We start from the raw sequence: 15,384 nt of genomic DNA, 5'->3' as shown, positions 1-15,384 counted from the left end.
CGCTCAGTACCGCCAGCGGGTGGCCGCGACCAACTCCTCGGGCGTGACGGCCGCGTACTGCTCCCGCTCCGCCCGGCGCACCGCCAGCACCGCCTGGTAGAGCGGCTCGCCGAGGGCCTCGCGCAGCACCGCCGAGCGCTCGTACGCGGCGATCGCCTCGGCCGGGGAGGCCGGCAGCCGGGGCACCGCGCCGGGCTCGGCGGCCGCCGGATCGCCGGTGAACTCCGGTGGCAGCGCGCGGCGTTGCTCCAGCCCGGCGAGGCCGGCCGCGATCACCCCGCCGACCGCCAGGTACGGGTTGGCGCTCGCGTCGAAGCACTTGACCTCGGCGTTGGCGGCGGCGGACCGCTCCCCGGTGGAGCCCGTCACCAGGCGCAGCGCGGCCTCCCGGTTCTCCAGGCCCCAGCACTGGTAGGCGCCCGCCCAGTGCGAGGGCACCAGCCGCAGGTACCCGGCCGGGCTGGAGCAGCCCAGCACCAGCAGTTCGGGCAGCGCGTCGAGCACCCCGGCGAGGAAGCCCTCGGCCTCGGCCGTCAGGCCGTGCGGACCGGGGCCGCCGTGGCCGAGGTTGCGCCCGTCGCGCCAGAGGCTGACGTGCAGGTGCCCGCCGTTGCCGACGGCGCCGGCCTCCACCACCGGGGCGAAGGAGACCCGCAGGCCGTGCCGGGCGGAGACGGCCCGGACGGTGTGCCGGACCAGGACGGAGGTGTCGGCGGCGGCGACCGGGTCCTCGGGGGCGACCGAGACCTCGAACTGGCCCGGGGAGTACTCGGGGTGGATCTGGAGGACGCTCAGGCCCTGCCGACCGAGGGCGCGCAGGACGTCCCGCAGGTAGTCGGAGAGGTCGGTGACCCGGTGCATCCCGTACGCCGGGCCGTGCGTCGGGTACTGCGGCTCCTCCCCCGGGGCGCCGGCCAGGGCGACCGTCCACTCGACCTCGATGCCCGCCTTGAGGCTCAGGCCGCGCGCGGCCGCCACCGCCCGGGCCCGGCGGGCGAACAGCCGCTGGCAGCCGGGGTGCGGGGCGCCGGCCTGGGTGTACCTGTCCCCCGGGGCCCAGGCCCAGCCGGGCTGGGCGGCCAGCGGGACGATCCGGTCGAGGTCCGGGTAGAGCCTGAGGTCCCCGGTGGGGCCGCCGATGATCGGGCTGGTGGTGATCGCGTCGTCGGCGAGGAAGACGTCGAAGCAGGGCGCGGTGCCGACGCCCCACTGCGCGGCGTGCAGCAGGCCGCCGAGCGGCACGGCCTTGACCCGGGTGATGCCCGCGTTGTCCACCCAGGTGACGGCCACCGCCTCGACGGCCTCGGTGCGCAGCCGGTCGACGGCCTGCGCCGCCCGGGCGGCCCGCTCCTCGCGCGGTGGCAGCGCGACGGCCGCCACCGCGGCGGCGGCGAGCCGTTCGGCGGTGACGGGCGGCTCGGCGGGCCCGGGCGCGGTGGGGTCGACGGCGGCGGTTCCGGTGGTCATGCCGTCATGCTGCCCCGCCGGTCGGGGTCGGGTAACTCCCCTATCGGGTGGTCCTGCGGGCGCCCCCGTTCACCCGTTCACCCGTTCGGGGCGGGCACGTCGGCGGGCACGTCGGCGGGCACCGGGACGGCGAACGCCCGCGGCCCCGAACGGTTTTCCGTCCCCGCCCTCTTCCTACTCGCCAGTAGCTTCGCTACAGTGGCCGGGCACGCACCACCGCCGGGCTTCGGGAGCCGCACCGGCGGCAGGCCGCGGTCGCCGCTTCTCCGGCGCCCGCGCGGTGCGCCTTCACCTTCACCGGCCGGTGCCGCGGACCGCGGCGGGCCGGGTTCCTCCTCGTATCAGGGCCGTCTCCTTCACCTTCGAGCGCCTGAGCACCACGGCACACCCGCGATCGGGCCGGAGCGGACCGGCCCCCGCCCCGGTGTGCCGACACCCCGTCATCTCCCCAGCCCTCGCGCGTGGACCCTCCTCCGGCGGCGGCCGCCCCCGGCGTACGGGCGCGGCGGCGTGCCCGCCGGAGCACGCGCGGGCCCTTCATGACTAGGAGTACAGGACAGATGGAGCGTCCCTTCCCCACTGTCGCCGTCGTCGGCCTCGGCACGATGGGTGCCGGCGTCGCGGTGGCCGTCGCCAAGAGCGGCCGCCGGGTGATCGGCATCGAGGCCACCGAGGACTCGGCCGCCCGGGCGCTGGCCCGGATCGAGGAGGCCACCGCGCACGCGGTCGGCCGGGAGCGGCTCACCGCCGAGGAGCGCACCGGGCTGCTGGCCCGGATCTCGGTCGGCCACGAGCTCGCGGCCGCCGCCGGGGCGGACCTGGTGATCGAGGAGGTCCCCGAGCAGCTGGAGCTGAAGCGGGAGGTCTTCGCCGAGCTGGACCGGATCTGCCCGGAGGGCACCGTGCTCGCGACCGGCACCACCGCGCTGTCGGTGACCCGGATCGCCGCCGCGACCGCCCGTCCGGAGCGGGTGCTCGGCCTGCACTTCTTCAACCCGGTGCACGGCATGAAGCTGGTCGAGGTGGTCCGCACCGTGCTGACCTCCCCGCGGACCGCCGAGGACGCCGCCGCCTTCGCCCGCGACCTCGGCAAGGAGCCGGTGGCGGCCGGCGACCGGGCCGGCTTCGTGGTGAACGGCCTGCTGTTCGCCTACCTGAACCAGGCCGCCGCGATGTTCGAGTCCAAGTACGCCTCGCGGGAGGACATCGACGCCGCGATGCGGCTCGGCTGCGGCCTGCCGATGGGCCCGCTGGCGCTGCTCGACCTGATCGGCGTCGACACCGCGCGCACCGTGCTGGAGGCGATGTACGAGCAGTCCCGGGACCGCCTGCACGCGCCCGCCCCGATCCTCGGCCAGCTGGTCGCGGCCGGGCTGCTGGGCCGCAAGACCGGCCGCGGCTTCTACACCTACGAGGCGCCGGGCTCGTCCCGCGCCGTGGACGCGGCGACCGGGCCGGCCCTGCCGAAGGTGCCGGGCCGGGAGGTGCGCACCGTCGGCGTCTGCGGCTCCGGGACGATGGCCACCGGCATCGCCGAGGTGTTCGCCAAGGCCGGGCACCCGGTGCTGCTGGCCGCCCGCAGCCAGGAGAAGGCCGAGGCGGCCAAGGCGCAGCTGGCGAGGTCGCTGGAGCGCTCGGTGGCCAAGGGCCGGCTGTCCGCGCAGGCGCGGGACGCCGCGCTGGCGCTGGTCACCCCGGTCGGCCAGTACACCGAGCTGGCCGAGGTGGACCTGGTGGTCGAGGCGGTCGCCGAGGACCTGGCGGTCAAGCGCGAGCTGTTCGCCACCCTGGACAAGATCGTCCGGCCGGGCGCGGTGCTCGCCACCACCACCTCCTCGCTGCCGGTGATCAGCTGCGCGACCGCCACCTCGCGGCCGCAGGACGTGATCGGCATGCACTTCTTCAACCCGGCCCCGGCGATGAAGCTGGTCGAGGTGGTCTCCACCGTGCTGACCGCGCCGGACGTCACCGCGACGGTGCTGGAGCTGACCGCGAAGGTCCGCAAGCACCCGGTGGAGTGCGGCGACCGGGCCGGCTTCATCGTCAACGCGCTGCTCTTCCCCTACCTGAACGACGCGGTGCGGATGCTCCAGGAGCACTACGCGACGGTGGACGACATCGACACCGCGATGAAGCTCGGCTGCGGCTACCCGATGGGCCCGTTCGAGCTGCTGGACGTGGTCGGCCTGGACGTCTCGCTGACGATCGAGCGGGTGCTGCACCAGGAGTTCCGCGAGCCCGGCCTGGCGGCCGCGCCGCTGCTGGAGCACCTGGTCGCGGCGGGCTGCCTGGGCCGCAAGACCGGCCGCGGCTTCCGCGACCACGCGCGCCGGTGACCATCCCGCAGGCCGGGGGCGGCCCGTACGAGCTGCCGTACGAGCCGCCCCCGGCCGGACCGCACGCCGCGCCGCCACCGGGCTCCGCGGCCTCCCCGCGCCCCGCCTGGAGCCCCGGGACGGCGACCTCCCGCTGGCCCCGCCCGGCCGTGACCGGACCGGTGGTGCCGGTGCGGCGGGGAAGGGCCGCGGGCGCGCCGTCCGGGCCGTGTAGCGTTCCGGACATGGATCGGGTTCAGTCAACCTCCCCGCAGCACCCCGCCGGGCCGCACGGCGGCGCCGACCGGACCAGCCCCTCGACCGGGGGCACCGGGCCGGAGGGCGGGCCGGGCAGCCGCCGGGCGGCGGCGCAGCGCCAGCAGATGCGCCAGGACCTGGCCACGGCCGCGATGGAGCTGTTCGCCTCGCAGGGCTACGAGGAGACCACGGTCGACCAGATCGCGGCCGCCGCCGGGGTGGCCCGGCGCACCTTCTTCCGGTACTTCCGGTCCAAGGAGGAGGCGATCTTCCCGGACCACGACGACACCCTGGTGCGGGTGGCCGACCTGCTGGCCAGCGCGGAGCCGGAGGAGCACCCGCTGGACGTGGTCTGCCGCGGCATCAAGGAGGTGCTGCGGATGTACGCCTCCACCCCGGGGGTGTCGGTGGCGCGGTACCAGCTGATCCGTCAGGTCCCGGCGCTGCGCGAGCGGGAGATCGCCGTGGTGGCCCGCTACGAGCGGCTGTTCACCCGTTACCTGCTGGGCCGTTTCGACACCGGCGAGTCCATCCCGTCCGGCTGGCAGCGCGGCGGCGAGGACGACTCGATGCTGGCCGAGGTCTCGGCGGCGGCGGTGGTCGCGGCGCACAACCACGTGCTGCGGCGCTGGCTGCGGGCCGGCGGCCGGGGCGACGTGGAGGCGCAGCTGGACCACTCCTTCGAGGTGATCCGGCGGACCTTCTGGGCCTCCAGTGCCCCGGGTGCCAGGAGGCGGGGATCGGTGGTGGCACCGGGTGCCAACGGGACCCCGGGGGACGCCGGGGTCGAGAGCGCACTGAGTGCCAGTCCCGGAGGTGAGGTGCTCATCACAGTCGCCCGGACGGACGCTCCGCTGGACGTCGTGGTGGACAGCATCCGGGCCGCGCTGAGTGGCTCCCGGGAGTCGTAGACCCAGTATTCACGCAGGTCAGAGCGGTATCGAGGGCCCGCGCCGGGATGTCGGCGCGGGCCTTTCGCATGCCCGCGCAACGCGCGTCACGCGGCCTCTGAACCGACTGGAATTCCTGGCACCCGGTGTCTTTACGAGTGGCACAGGGTGCCACTACCTTGTTACTCACCAGTCGCGGCGCCGCGGCTCCCCACCTCGGCGCGCCGTCGTCCGGCGTTCCCACACCCCGGGAGCAGAGAGCCAGAACGGCCCGGTCCACCCCGGGTGCCCCGTCTGACCCGCCCACCACCCACCTCAGCGAAGCCGGTGTCCGCTCCCGGCTCCCCCAGACGCCCTGTGACCCTCGCACAGGTACGCCTTCGGAGGCAGCCATGCAGGAAATCCTCGACGCGATCCTCAGCACCGACAGCACGTCGGCGGACTTCGCGGCGATCAAGCTCCCCGAGTCCTACCGGGCGGTGACGCTCCACAAGGACGACGAGCAGATGTTCGCGGGCCTCGCCAGCCGCGACAAGGACCCCCGCAAGTCCCTTCACCTCGACGAGGTCGCCCTGCCCGAGCTGGGCCCGGGCGAGGCCCTGGTCGCCGTCATGGCCAGCGCGGTGAACTACAACACCGTCTGGAGCTCGATCTTCGAGCCGGTCTCCACCTTCGGCTTCCTGGAGCGGTACGGCCGGCTGTCGCCGCTGACCAAGCGCCACGACCTGCCGTACCACGTGGTCGGCTCCGACCTGGCCGGCGTGGTGCTGCGCACCGGCGCCGGGGTCAACGCCTGGAAGCCCGGCGACGAGGTCGTCGCGCACTGCCTCTCGGTCGAGTTGGAGTCCGCGGACGGCCACAACGACACGATGATGGACCCGGAGCAGCGCATCTGGGGCTTCGAGACCAACTTCGGCGGCCTGGCGCAGCTGGCCCTGGTGAAGACCAACCAGCTGCTGCCCAAGCCCCGGCACCTCACCTGGGAGGAGGCCGCCTCCCCCGGCCTGGTCAACTCCACCGCGTACCGCCAGCTGGTCTCGCGCAACGGCGCCGGCATGAAGCAGGGCGACAACGTGCTGATCTGGGGCGCCAGCGGCGGCCTCGGCTCGTACGCCACCCAGTACGCGCTGGCCGGCGGCGCCACCCCGATCTGCGTGGTCTCCAGCGACCAGAAGGCCGAGATCTGCCGCGCCATGGGCGCCGAGGCGATCATCGACCGCTCCGCCGAGGGCTACCGGTTCTGGAAGGACGAGAACAACCAGGACCCGCGCGAGTGGAAGCGCCTCGGCGCGAAGATCCGCGAGTTCACCGGCGGCGAGGACGTGGACATCGTCTTCGAGCACCCGGGCCGGGAGACCTTCGGCGCCTCGGTGTACGTCACCCGCAAGGGCGGCACCATCGTCACCTGCGCCTCCACCTCCGGCTACATGCACCAGTACGACAACCGGTACCTGTGGATGTCGCTCAAGCGGATCGTCGGCTCGCACTTCGCCAACTACCGCGAGGCCTTCGAGGCCAACCGCCTGATCGCCAAGGGGAAGATCCACCCGACCCTCTCCAAGGTCTACTCCCTGGAGGAGACCGGCCAGGCCGCCCTGGACGTGCACCACAACAGGCACCAGGGCAAGGTCGGCGTGCTCTGCCTGGCCCCCGAGGAGGGCCTGGGCGTGCACGACGCGGAGTTCCGCGCCAAGCACCTCGACGCCATCAACCGTTTCAGGAACATCTGATGACCGAGCCCCAGAAGCGCGACCGCCCCTGGCTGATGCGCACCTACGCCGGCCACTCCACCGCGAGCGACTCCAACGCGCTCTACCGGCGGAACCTGGCGAAGGGCCAGACCGGCCTGTCCGTCGCCTTCGACCTGCCGACCCAGACCGGCTACGACTCCGACCACGTCCTCGCCCGCGGCGAGGTCGGCCGGGTCGGCGTCCCGGTCGGGCACGTCGGCGACATGCGCACCCTGTTCGACGGCATCCCGCTCGAACGGACCAACACCTCCATGACGATCAACGCCACCGCGATGTGGCTGCTGGCGCTCTACCAGGTGGTCGCCGAGGAGCAGGGCGCGGACATCGCCGCGCTCACCGGCACCACCCAGAACGACATCGTCAAGGAGTACCTGTCGCGCGGGACGCACGTCTTCCCGCCCGGCCCGTCGGTGCGGCTGATCACCGACATGATCGCCTACACGGTCGGCAGCATCCCCAAGTGGAACCCGATCAACATCTGCAGCTACCACCTGCAGGAGGCCGGGGCGACGCCCGTCCAGGAGATCGCCTACGCGATGTGCACCGCCATCTCGGTGCTCGACGCCGTGCGCGACTCCGGCCAGGTGCCGGCCGAGCGGATGGGCGAGGTGGTCGCCCGGATCTCCTTCTTCGTGAACGCCGGCGTGCGCTTCGTCGAGGAGATGTGCAAGATGCGCGCCTTCGCCCGGCTGTGGGAGAAGGTCACCCTGGAGCGCTACGGCGTCACCGACCCCAAGCAGCGCCGCTTCCGCTACGGCGTCCAGGTCAACTCGCTCGGCCTGACCGAGGCCCAGCCGGAGAACAACGTCCAGCGGATCGTCCTGGAGATGCTGGCCGTCACCCTCTCCAAGGACGCCCGGGCGCGGGCCGTCCAGCTGCCCGCCTGGAACGAGGCGCTCGGCCTGCCCCGGCCCTGGGACCAGCAGTGGTCGCTGCGCATCCAGCAGGTGCTGGCGTACGAGTCGGACCTGCTGGAGTACGGCGACATCTTCAACGGCTCCCAGGTGATCGAGGCCAAGACCGAGGAGCTGCTGGCCGGCGCCGAGGCGGAGATCGCCAAGGTGCTGGAGATGGGCGGGGTGATCCCGGCCGTCGAGTCCGGCTACCTGAAGTCCAACCTGGTCGCCTCGCACGCCGCCCGCCGGGCCCGGATCGAGTCCGGCGAGGACAAGATCATCGGGGTCAACTGCTTCGACACCACCGAGCCGAGCCCGCTCACCGCCGACCTCGACACCGCGATCATGGTCGTCGACCCGGCCTCCGAGCAGTCCGTGCTCGCCGCCCTGGAGGCCTGGCGCGCCGAGCGCGACGAGGCCGCCGTCCAGTCGTCGCTGGCCGAGCTCAAGGCCGTCGCCGCCACCGAGGCCAACCTGATGCCGGCCACGCTCGCCTGCGCCCGGGCCGGCGTCACCACCGGCGAGTGGGCCTTCGCCCTGCGCGAGGTCTTCGGCGAGTACCGGGCGCCCACCGGCGTCGGCGGCGCCCCCGTCGCGGTGGCCGCCGAGCCCGGCGGCGAGCTGGAGCAGGTCCGCGCCGCGGTCGCCGCGACCGCCGCGGAGCTGGGCGCCGGCAAGCTGCGCCTGCTGGTCGGCAAGCCCGGCCTGGACGGGCACTCCAACGGCGCCGAGCAGATCGCCGTCCGGGCCCGCGACGCCGGGTTCGAGGTGGTCTACCAGGGCATCCGGCTGACCCCGGAGCAGATCGTCTCCGCCGCCGTCGCGGAGGACGTCCACTGCGTGGGCCTGTCCATCCTCTCCGGCGCGCACAGCGAGCTGGTGCCCGACGTCCTGAAGCGGCTGCGCCGCGCCGGGGTGGAGGATGTCCCGGTGATCGTGGGTGGCATCATCCCGGCAGCGGACGGCGAGGCCCTCAAGGCCGCCGGCGTCGCCGCCGTGTTCACCCCGAAGGACTTCGGCATCACCACCATCATCGGCCGGATCGTGGACGAGATCCGGCTGGCCAACAAGCTCCAGCCGTGGACGTCCGCACCGACCGCGGCCACGAACTGACCAGCTGACCAGCTGACCACTGGGAAGGAACCCTCGATTCTGATGACTGCTGTCAACCGACTGCGCCCGCGCCGCTCCTGCCTCGCCGTACCGGGCAGCAACCCGCGCTTCCTGGAGAAGGCCCAGGGCCTGCCGGCCGACCAGGTCTTCCTCGACCTGGAGGACGCCTGCGCCCCGCTGGTCAAGGAGAGCGCCCGCCACAACATCGTCGACGCCCTCAACAACGGCGACTGGGGCGGCAAGACCCGCGTCGTGCGCGTCAACGACTGGACCACCCACTGGACCTACCGCGACGTGATCACCGTGGTCGAGGGCGCCGGCCCCAACCTCGACTGCATCATGCTGCCGAAGGTGCAGGACGCCGAGCAGGTCAAGGCGCTCGACCTGCTGCTCACCCAGATCGAGAAGACCATGGGCTTCGAGGTCGGCCGGATCGGCATCGAGGCGCAGATCGAGAACGCCAAGGGCCTGATCAACGTCGACGCCATCGCCGAGGCCTCGCCCCGGCTGGAGACCATCATCTTCGGCCCCGCCGACTTCATGGCCTCCATCAACATGAAGTCGCTGGTGGTCGGCGAGCAGCCGCCCGGCTACGGCGCCGACGCCTACCACTACATCCTGATGCGCATCCTGATGGCCGCCCGCGCCAACGACCTCCAGGCGATCGACGGCCCCTACCTCCAGATCCGCAACCAGGAGGGCTACCGCGAGGTCGCCCGCCGCTCGGCCGCCCTCGGCTTCGACGGCAAGTGGGTGCTCCACCCGGACCAGGTCGCCGCCGCGAACGAGATCTACTCGCCCTCGCAGGAGGACTACGACCACGCCGAGCTGATCCTCGACGCGTACGACTACTGCACCTCCGAGGCGGGCGGCGCCAAGGGCTCCGCGATGCTCGGCGACGAGATGATCGACGAGGCCAGCCGCAAGATGGCGCTGGTCGTCGCCGGCAAGGGCCGGGCCGCGGGCCTGCAGCGCACCACCAAGTTCGAGATCCCGGAGGCCTGAGCAGCCATGCAGTTCGGACGCACCTACGAGGAGTTCGAGGTCGGCGCGGTCTACAAGCACTGGCCCGGCAAGACGGTCACCGAGTACGACGACCACCTCTTCTGCCTGCTCACCATGAACCACCACCCGCTCCACCTGGACACCAACTACGCCGGGAAGACGACCGACTTCGGCAGGAACGTCGTGGTGGGCAACTACGTCTACTCGCTGCTGCTCGGCATGTCCGTCCCGGACGTCTCCGGCAAGGCGATCGCCAACCTGGAGATCGAGTCGCTGCGCCACGTCGCGCCGACCTTCCACGGCGACACGATCTACGGCGAGACCACCGTGCTCGACAAGTGGCCGTCCAAGTCCAAGGACGACCGCGGCATCGTGTACGTCGAGACCAAGGGGTACAAGCAGGACGGCACGGTCGTCTGCGTCTTCCGCCGCAAGGTGATGGTGCCGACCGCGACGTACACCGAGGAGCGCGGCGGCGAGCAGCCCGGCCGCCCGACCCCGCTCTCCTGAGCCCCTCCCCTCTATAGGGGCCCGCTTTTCACCGCGGGCCCCTCGAGAGACCCCGGACGGGCAGGCCGCCGTCATCGGCCGCGCCCCACCCGGCCCGGGGGCCCTGCTGCCGCAGCCACGCCGGCAGGGCCCCCGCAATCCCCCCCCCCGGGATTCCGCGACTTTTCCGCAGACCCTCAGACCTTTCGGAGCCGCACGATGGGACGCCTCGCACAGACCGACGGCCTCACCGAGATCCAGCGGGACATCCTCGCCACCGTGCGGGATTTCGTCGACAAGGAGATCATTCCGGTCGCGACCGAGCTGGAGCACAAGGACGAGTACCCGACCGCCATCGTCGAGGGGATGAAGCAGCTCGGCCTGTTCGGCCTCACCATCCCCGAGGAGTACGGCGGCCTCGGCGAGTCGCTGCTCACCTACGCCCTGGTGGTCGAGGAGATCGCCCGCGGCTGGATGTCGGTCTCCGGCATCGTGAACACCCACTTCATCGTGGCGCACATGATCAACGCCCACGGCACCCAGGAGCAGAAGGACCACTTCCTGCCGAGGATGGCGGCCGGCGAGATCCGCGGCGCCTTCTCGATGTCCGAGCCGGGCCTCGGCTCCGACGTTTCGGCCATCTCCACCAAGGGCGTCAAGGACGGCGAGTTCTACGTCCTCAACGGCCAGAAGATGTGGCTCACCAACGGCGGCACCTCCACCCTGGTCGCGGTCCTCTGCAAGACCGACGAGGGCGGCAGCAGCCCGTACAAGAACATGACCACCTTCCTGATCGAGAAGGAGGCCGGTTTCGGCCCGAACCCCTCGGTTCCCGGCCTGACCGTGCCCGGCAAGATCGAGAAGATGGGCTACAAGGGCGTCGACACCACCGAGCTGGTCCTCCAGGACGTCCGCGTCCCGGCGAACCGCGTCCTCGGCGGCGTCCCGGGCCGCGGCTTCTACCAGATGATGGACGGCGTCGAGGTCGGCCGCGTCAACGTCGCCGCCCGCGGCTGCGGCGTCGCCCGCCGCGCCTTCGAGCTCGGCATCGCCTACGCCCAGCAGCGCTCCACCTTCGGCAAGAAGATCGCCGAGCACCAGGCGATCCAGTTCAAGCTCGCCGAGATGGCCACCAAGGTCGAGGCCGCCCACCAGATGATGGTCATGGCCGCCCGCAAGAAGGACGGCGGCGAGCGCAACGACCTCGAGGCCGGCATGGCCAAGTACCTCGCCTCCGAGTACTGCAAGGAGGTCGTCGAGGACGCCTTCCGCATCCACGGCGGCTACGGCTTCTCGAAGGAGTACGAGATCGAGCGCCTCTACCGCGAGGCCCCGATGCTGCTCATCGGTGAAGGTACTGCGGAGATCCAGAAGATGATCGTCGGGCGCCGGCTCCTCGAGGAGTACCGGATCGCCGACTGACCCCCGGGCCGCCCGCCGACGCACCCCGTCGCCGGGCGGCCCCCTCGAACCGCCGGTCGACGGGCGTGCGGGCCCGTCCCGGCGCGGGGCCGTGCCCCGTCACGGGCCCGGCCTGGTCCGCCTGGGTCCGGCACGGCCCGCCGGAAGCGGCCGCAGGGCGTACAGCTGCAACGACGCGCCCTGCGGCCGCTTCCGCACACCCGCTTCCGGCCGCTACGGCCGTTTCGTCCGCCGGGTTCCGTCCGCGCACCCGTTGAGACAAGAGTCACCAGCCCTGTCGGGTCCCTTGGGAACCGGACCGGGCCGAGCTACGGTCGTAGGAGTGGACGCGCACACGCGCCGCCACCGGACACGTGAACGAGCAGGCGGGTTGCCCACCCACCGTCTGCTCCCGATAGCATCCACCGGGACAGCAAGCCGTCCCTCTATTACCGATTCCGCGGTGGCCCCCGTCCAGCGGCCATGATCCCCCGCGACAAAGGTCTTCGATGCCCATCAGCCCGTCCCCTCACACCTCCGTCACGGACCGCGATGCCCTCGCAGCCCCGACGGCCGGTCGGCGACCCCGCGTGACCATCGCGCGCGGAGCCACCCCCTGGTTCGTCCCCACCCTCGCCACGGCCGCCGTGACCACCGCCCTCACCCGGCGCAGCGGCAAGTGGGCCCTGGCTGCGGTACCCGCCTGTGCCCTCGGCGCGGGCATGCTGTGGTTCTTCCGCGACCCCGAGCGTGAGATCGGCACGGGCAGAGTGATCTCCCCCGCCGACGGCGTGGTGCAGAGCATCGACGCCTGGCCGGACGGCCGCACCCGGGTCGCGATCTTCATGAGCCCGCTGAACGTCCACGTCAACCGCGCGCCCCTGCCGGGCACCGTGACGTCGGTCGAGCACGTCGCGGGCGGCTTCGTCCCCGCGTTCAACAAGGACAGCGACCAGAACGAGCGGGTCGTCTGGCACTTCGACACCGAGCTCGGCGACATCGAGATGGTCCAGATCGCGGGGGCCGTGGCCCGCCGCATCGTGCCGTACGTGGACGCCGGAACCAAGGTCGAGCAGGGCGACCGGATCGGTCTGATCCGGTTCGGGTCCCGCGTCGACACCTACCTGCCGGCCGGCGTCGAGGTCGGCGTCGAGGTCGGCCAGAAGACCACAGCCGGGGTGACGCGCCTTGACCGTGACTGATCCTGAGACAATCGTCGGCCTGGACGACGAGGAGACGGCCCTGCGCCGCCGCCGCTGGGCACGGGACCGCGAGCTGCGTGCCCCGCGCTCTCCCCAGCACCTGTCCACGGCCGACTTCCTGACCCTGGGGAACGCCGTCTGCGGCTTCCTGGCGATCTACTCGATCACCACCGGGGTCCTGGTCCCGCACATCACCAACCCGGACGCCGCTCCGGACCGGCACAGCGCCGCCACCGCGGTCACGCTGCTGCTGATCGGCTCGATGTGCGACCTCTTCGACGGGCTGGTGGCGCGCAAGCTGCGCTCCTCCGCCCTCGGAGCGGAACTGGACAACCTCGCGGACCTGATCAGCTTCGGCATCGCGCCGGCCTACTTCGTCGCGGTCTGGGGCATGGTCTCCCCGGGTTCCAACAGCAAGCTGTCGGCGCTGATCGCGCTGACCGTACTGCTCGCGGTGGTCCTGCGGCTGGCCCGCTTCTCGGCCGTCAAGATGCGGCCCGGGGTGTTCCAGGGCATGCCCTGCCCGATGGGCGCGATGACGGTGATCGCCATCGTGCTGCTCGACCCGCCGTTCCTGCCCGGTCTGCTCGCCATCTTCGGCGCCGCGTACCTGATGGTCAGCCGGATCGAGTACCCGAAGCCGCAGGGGCTGCTGGCCACCGCCACGCTCTGCTGGGTCGTCGTCGCGATCGGCTGCCTGGCCGCCTGGGCGACCGGGCTGCCCGGCGGCGACAGCCTGATGCACGTCGGCGCGTTCGCCCAGATCACGCTCGCCGCGATGGCGCCGCTGCTGGTCATCCGCCGCAAGGTGGGGCAGAAGGTCGGCGACGTCCGCGCCCGGCGGGCGGAGTCGCGGCTCGGCTGAGCCGTCCCACGACCGACATGGGGAAGGGCCCGGAACCTGGTGGTTCCGGGCCCTTCCCGTGTTCCCGTCTTCCTGTGCGCCCGTGTTCCCGTGCGCCCGTGCGGCTCAGGCGCCGCCGGTGTGCACGCTGAACGCCGAGCGGCGGGCCGCCCGGGCCACGCCCGGGTCCGGGTGCACGCTCGAGACCGCCGTCAGCACCGAGGCCGCCCGCGGGTGGCCGGACTGCCGGGCCCGGGCGAACAGCCGGACCGGGTCGCCCGCCGCGGCGCCCTCGACGTGGCCCACCAGCAGCTCGGTCTCGCCGTGGTCGAGCACCGCGGCCGCGGTGTCCACCCAGAGCCAGGCCGCGTCCTCCGCGCCCAGCACGTCCGCCGGGGCGACGCCCTCGTCCGCGCGCTCCGCCAGCCACAGCAGCGCGTACGGGCGCAGCACCGGCTCGTCCACCGCCGCGCGCACCGCCTGCTCGGCCGGTCCGCCGGCCACCCGCAGCGCCTCGAAGGCCAGCCCGCGCACCAGCGCGTCGTCGCCCTGGGCGGCGTCCAGCAGCTCGCCCACCGCCCGGTCGGCCGGACGGGCCGCGACCCAGGCCCGGAACTCGGCGCGGGCCGGGCCCGGCGAGTAGTCCGCACAGGCGTTCAGCAGCTCGAAGGCGCTCTGCTCGATGTGCCCGGCCGCGGTCTGCGCGACCGTGCAGATCTCCTCCAGCTTCGCCCGCACCGCCCAGTGGCCGAGCGGCGACAGCTCCGCGGCGTCGTTCCTGCGCACCAGGGCGCCGACGGCCGCCAGGCCGTCCAGCATCCAGTCCAGGACGGCGGCCACGTCCGAGGGCGCGGCCGGGGTGTCGATCTGCGGCGCACGGCAGGTGCCGCGGACGGCGGAGACGGCCGAGGCCGCGTGCGGCACCGGCGACAGGCCGGGTCCGCCGAGGCCGGTGCCGACCCGGCGCTCGTCCAGGCCGCGGCGCAGCAGCTCCAGCAGCTCGCTCTCGGCGACCGGGCCGTCCACCAGGTGCAGGAAGGAGAGCAGCTGCGGGGCCTGGTCCACGGCCTGCCCGGCCAGGACGGCGAAGACGCCGCGCAGCGCCGCGGGCGGCACCGGGGCGAGCAGGGTCCAGGCGTCGAACAGCGCCGACCAGCCGCGCACCACGGCCTCGTCGTCGTGCTCCCAGGCGTGCAGGCGCCAGCCGGGGCCGGCTCCGCCGTCCCGGGCCTCCACCAGGCCCACCAGCAGCGCCTGCCCCCACGCCTTGGCGGCGGCACCGACCGTCATGGCCAGGGCCCGGCCCGCCGCGCGGGCGTCGTCCGGGAGCAGCTCGCCGCGCTTGTCGACCTCGGCCAGCTCACCGGCCCAGCGGGCGACCCGGACGGCGTCCACCAGCATCCGGCGGGCCAGCGGCGCCAGCTCGGAGGGTGCCGGAAAGCCCTCCGGCACGGGAACCCTGCCCCGCCCGGGAGCCGGAGCGGGCCCTCGTCGCCGGGGTACTGCGTTACGGGGGACTCCCGCCCCGCCCGGCCTGCCACCGGCGGGCCGTTGGGCCGTTCCGGGGAGACGGGTCACCGTCGCACCGGTACCGATCGTCGGCGGGAGCGGGGCATCACGGTCGCGCGGGTTCCGAGACGTCACGTCGAGCAGTCTTCCCCTTGTACCGGCCTTCTGTCACATCCGGTTGTCCGTACGACCGGGCGACCGCCGGTGGCACCTCCGCAAGATCGGGCAACAACGGCAAACCGCC

General features: G+C 73.0%; 11 protein-coding genes. 9 read left to right on the top strand and 2 right to left on the bottom strand.

The features are described 5' to 3' along the window. Window positions 1-3: 3 nt before the first annotated feature. On the bottom strand, window positions 4-1,467 hold the full coding sequence (locus ACWDD9_RS17490; protein WP_449811972.1) for a glutamine synthetase: 1,464 nt from the start codon (window positions 1,465-1,467) through the stop codon (window positions 4-6). 560 nt (window positions 1,468-2,027) lie between these two features. Between ACWDD9_RS17490 and ACWDD9_RS17485 the strand changes: the two genes are divergently transcribed. The 9 genes from ACWDD9_RS17485 (at window position 2,028) to ACWDD9_RS17445 (ending at window position 13,652) form a co-directional block, all read left to right on the top strand. Beyond that, complete coding sequence (locus tag ACWDD9_RS17485) at window positions 2,028-3,803, top strand: 3-hydroxyacyl-CoA dehydrogenase family protein (protein ID WP_375873289.1); 1,776 nt, start codon at window positions 2,028-2,030, stop codon at window positions 3,801-3,803. Window positions 3,804-4,027: 224 nt separating this feature from the next. Continuing rightward, entirely contained in the window at window positions 4,028-4,951 is a 924-nt protein-coding gene (locus tag ACWDD9_RS17480) for a TetR family transcriptional regulator (protein WP_449811971.1), read from the top strand. 371 nt (window positions 4,952-5,322) lie between these two features. Then, a complete protein-coding gene (gene ccrA, locus ACWDD9_RS17475) occupies window positions 5,323-6,660 on the top strand; it encodes a crotonyl-CoA carboxylase/reductase (protein ID WP_049655667.1) in 1,338 nt (445 codons plus the stop codon). Beyond that, window positions 6,660-8,690, top strand: coding sequence for a protein meaA (locus tag ACWDD9_RS17470; protein WP_449811970.1), 2,031 nt, complete (start codon window positions 6,660-6,662; stop codon window positions 8,688-8,690). The genes ccrA and ACWDD9_RS17470 overlap by 1 nt, the downstream gene beginning before the upstream one ends. A gap of 42 nt (window positions 8,691-8,732) precedes the next feature. Continuing rightward, window positions 8,733-9,695, top strand: a complete 963-nt coding sequence (locus tag ACWDD9_RS17465) for an HpcH/HpaI aldolase/citrate lyase family protein (protein WP_049655662.1) — start codon at window positions 8,733-8,735, stop codon at window positions 9,693-9,695. A 6-nt stretch (window positions 9,696-9,701) separates the two neighbouring features. Further along, entirely contained in the window at window positions 9,702-10,205 is a 504-nt protein-coding gene (locus tag ACWDD9_RS17460) for a MaoC family dehydratase (protein ID WP_375873287.1), read from the top strand. Window positions 10,206-10,403: 198 nt separating this feature from the next. Continuing rightward, a complete protein-coding gene (locus ACWDD9_RS17455; protein WP_074001622.1) occupies window positions 10,404-11,606 on the top strand; it encodes an acyl-CoA dehydrogenase family protein in 1,203 nt (400 codons plus the stop codon). Between the two features lie 488 nt (window positions 11,607-12,094). Beyond that, a complete protein-coding gene (locus tag ACWDD9_RS17450; protein WP_049655656.1) occupies window positions 12,095-12,787 on the top strand; it encodes a phosphatidylserine decarboxylase in 693 nt (230 codons plus the stop codon). Continuing rightward, on the top strand, window positions 12,774-13,652 hold the full coding sequence (locus ACWDD9_RS17445; protein ID WP_369808332.1) for a CDP-alcohol phosphatidyltransferase family protein: 879 nt from the start codon (window positions 12,774-12,776) through the stop codon (window positions 13,650-13,652). Before ACWDD9_RS17450 ends, ACWDD9_RS17445 begins: the two co-directional genes overlap by 14 nt. 105 nt (window positions 13,653-13,757) lie before the next feature. On the opposite strand, the gene ACWDD9_RS17440 is transcribed toward ACWDD9_RS17445, so the two are convergent. Then, window positions 13,758-15,083 (bottom strand): hypothetical protein, encoded by a 1,326-nt coding sequence (locus ACWDD9_RS17440; RefSeq protein ID WP_074001623.1) that lies wholly within the window; start codon window positions 15,081-15,083, stop codon window positions 13,758-13,760. Window positions 15,084-15,384: the final 301 nt, after the last annotated feature.

Source organism: Kitasatospora sp. NPDC001119, from assembly GCF_053598475.1.
The sequence above is the reverse complement of the archived record's forward strand: the minus strand, read 5'-3'. Positions and strand labels throughout refer to the sequence as shown.

What these genes read in the sequence shown, in the direction of transcription:
- ACWDD9_RS17480 (WP_449811971.1), top strand. Translation starts at nt 4,028, where the DNA reads ATGGATCGGGTTCAGTCAACCTCCCCGCAGCACCCCGCCGGGCCGCAC.
- ACWDD9_RS17470 (WP_449811970.1), top strand. Translation starts at nt 6,660, where the DNA reads ATGACCGAGCCCCAGAAGCGCGACCGCCCCTGGCTGATGCGCACCTAC.
- ACWDD9_RS17455 (WP_074001622.1), top strand. Translation starts at nt 10,404, where the DNA reads ATGGGACGCCTCGCACAGACCGACGGCCTCACCGAGATCCAGCGGGAC.
- ACWDD9_RS17460 (WP_375873287.1), top strand. Translation starts at nt 9,702, where the DNA reads ATGCAGTTCGGACGCACCTACGAGGAGTTCGAGGTCGGCGCGGTCTAC.
- ACWDD9_RS17490 (WP_449811972.1), bottom strand. Translation starts at nt 1,467, where the DNA reads ATGACCACCGGAACCGCCGCCGTCGACCCCACCGCGCCCGGGCCCGCC.
- ccrA (WP_049655667.1), top strand. Translation starts at nt 5,323, where the DNA reads ATGCAGGAAATCCTCGACGCGATCCTCAGCACCGACAGCACGTCGGCG.
- ACWDD9_RS17485 (WP_375873289.1), top strand. Translation starts at nt 2,028, where the DNA reads ATGGAGCGTCCCTTCCCCACTGTCGCCGTCGTCGGCCTCGGCACGATG.
- ACWDD9_RS17450 (WP_049655656.1), top strand. Translation starts at nt 12,095, where the DNA reads ATGCCCATCAGCCCGTCCCCTCACACCTCCGTCACGGACCGCGATGCC.
- ACWDD9_RS17465 (WP_049655662.1), top strand. Translation starts at nt 8,733, where the DNA reads ATGACTGCTGTCAACCGACTGCGCCCGCGCCGCTCCTGCCTCGCCGTA.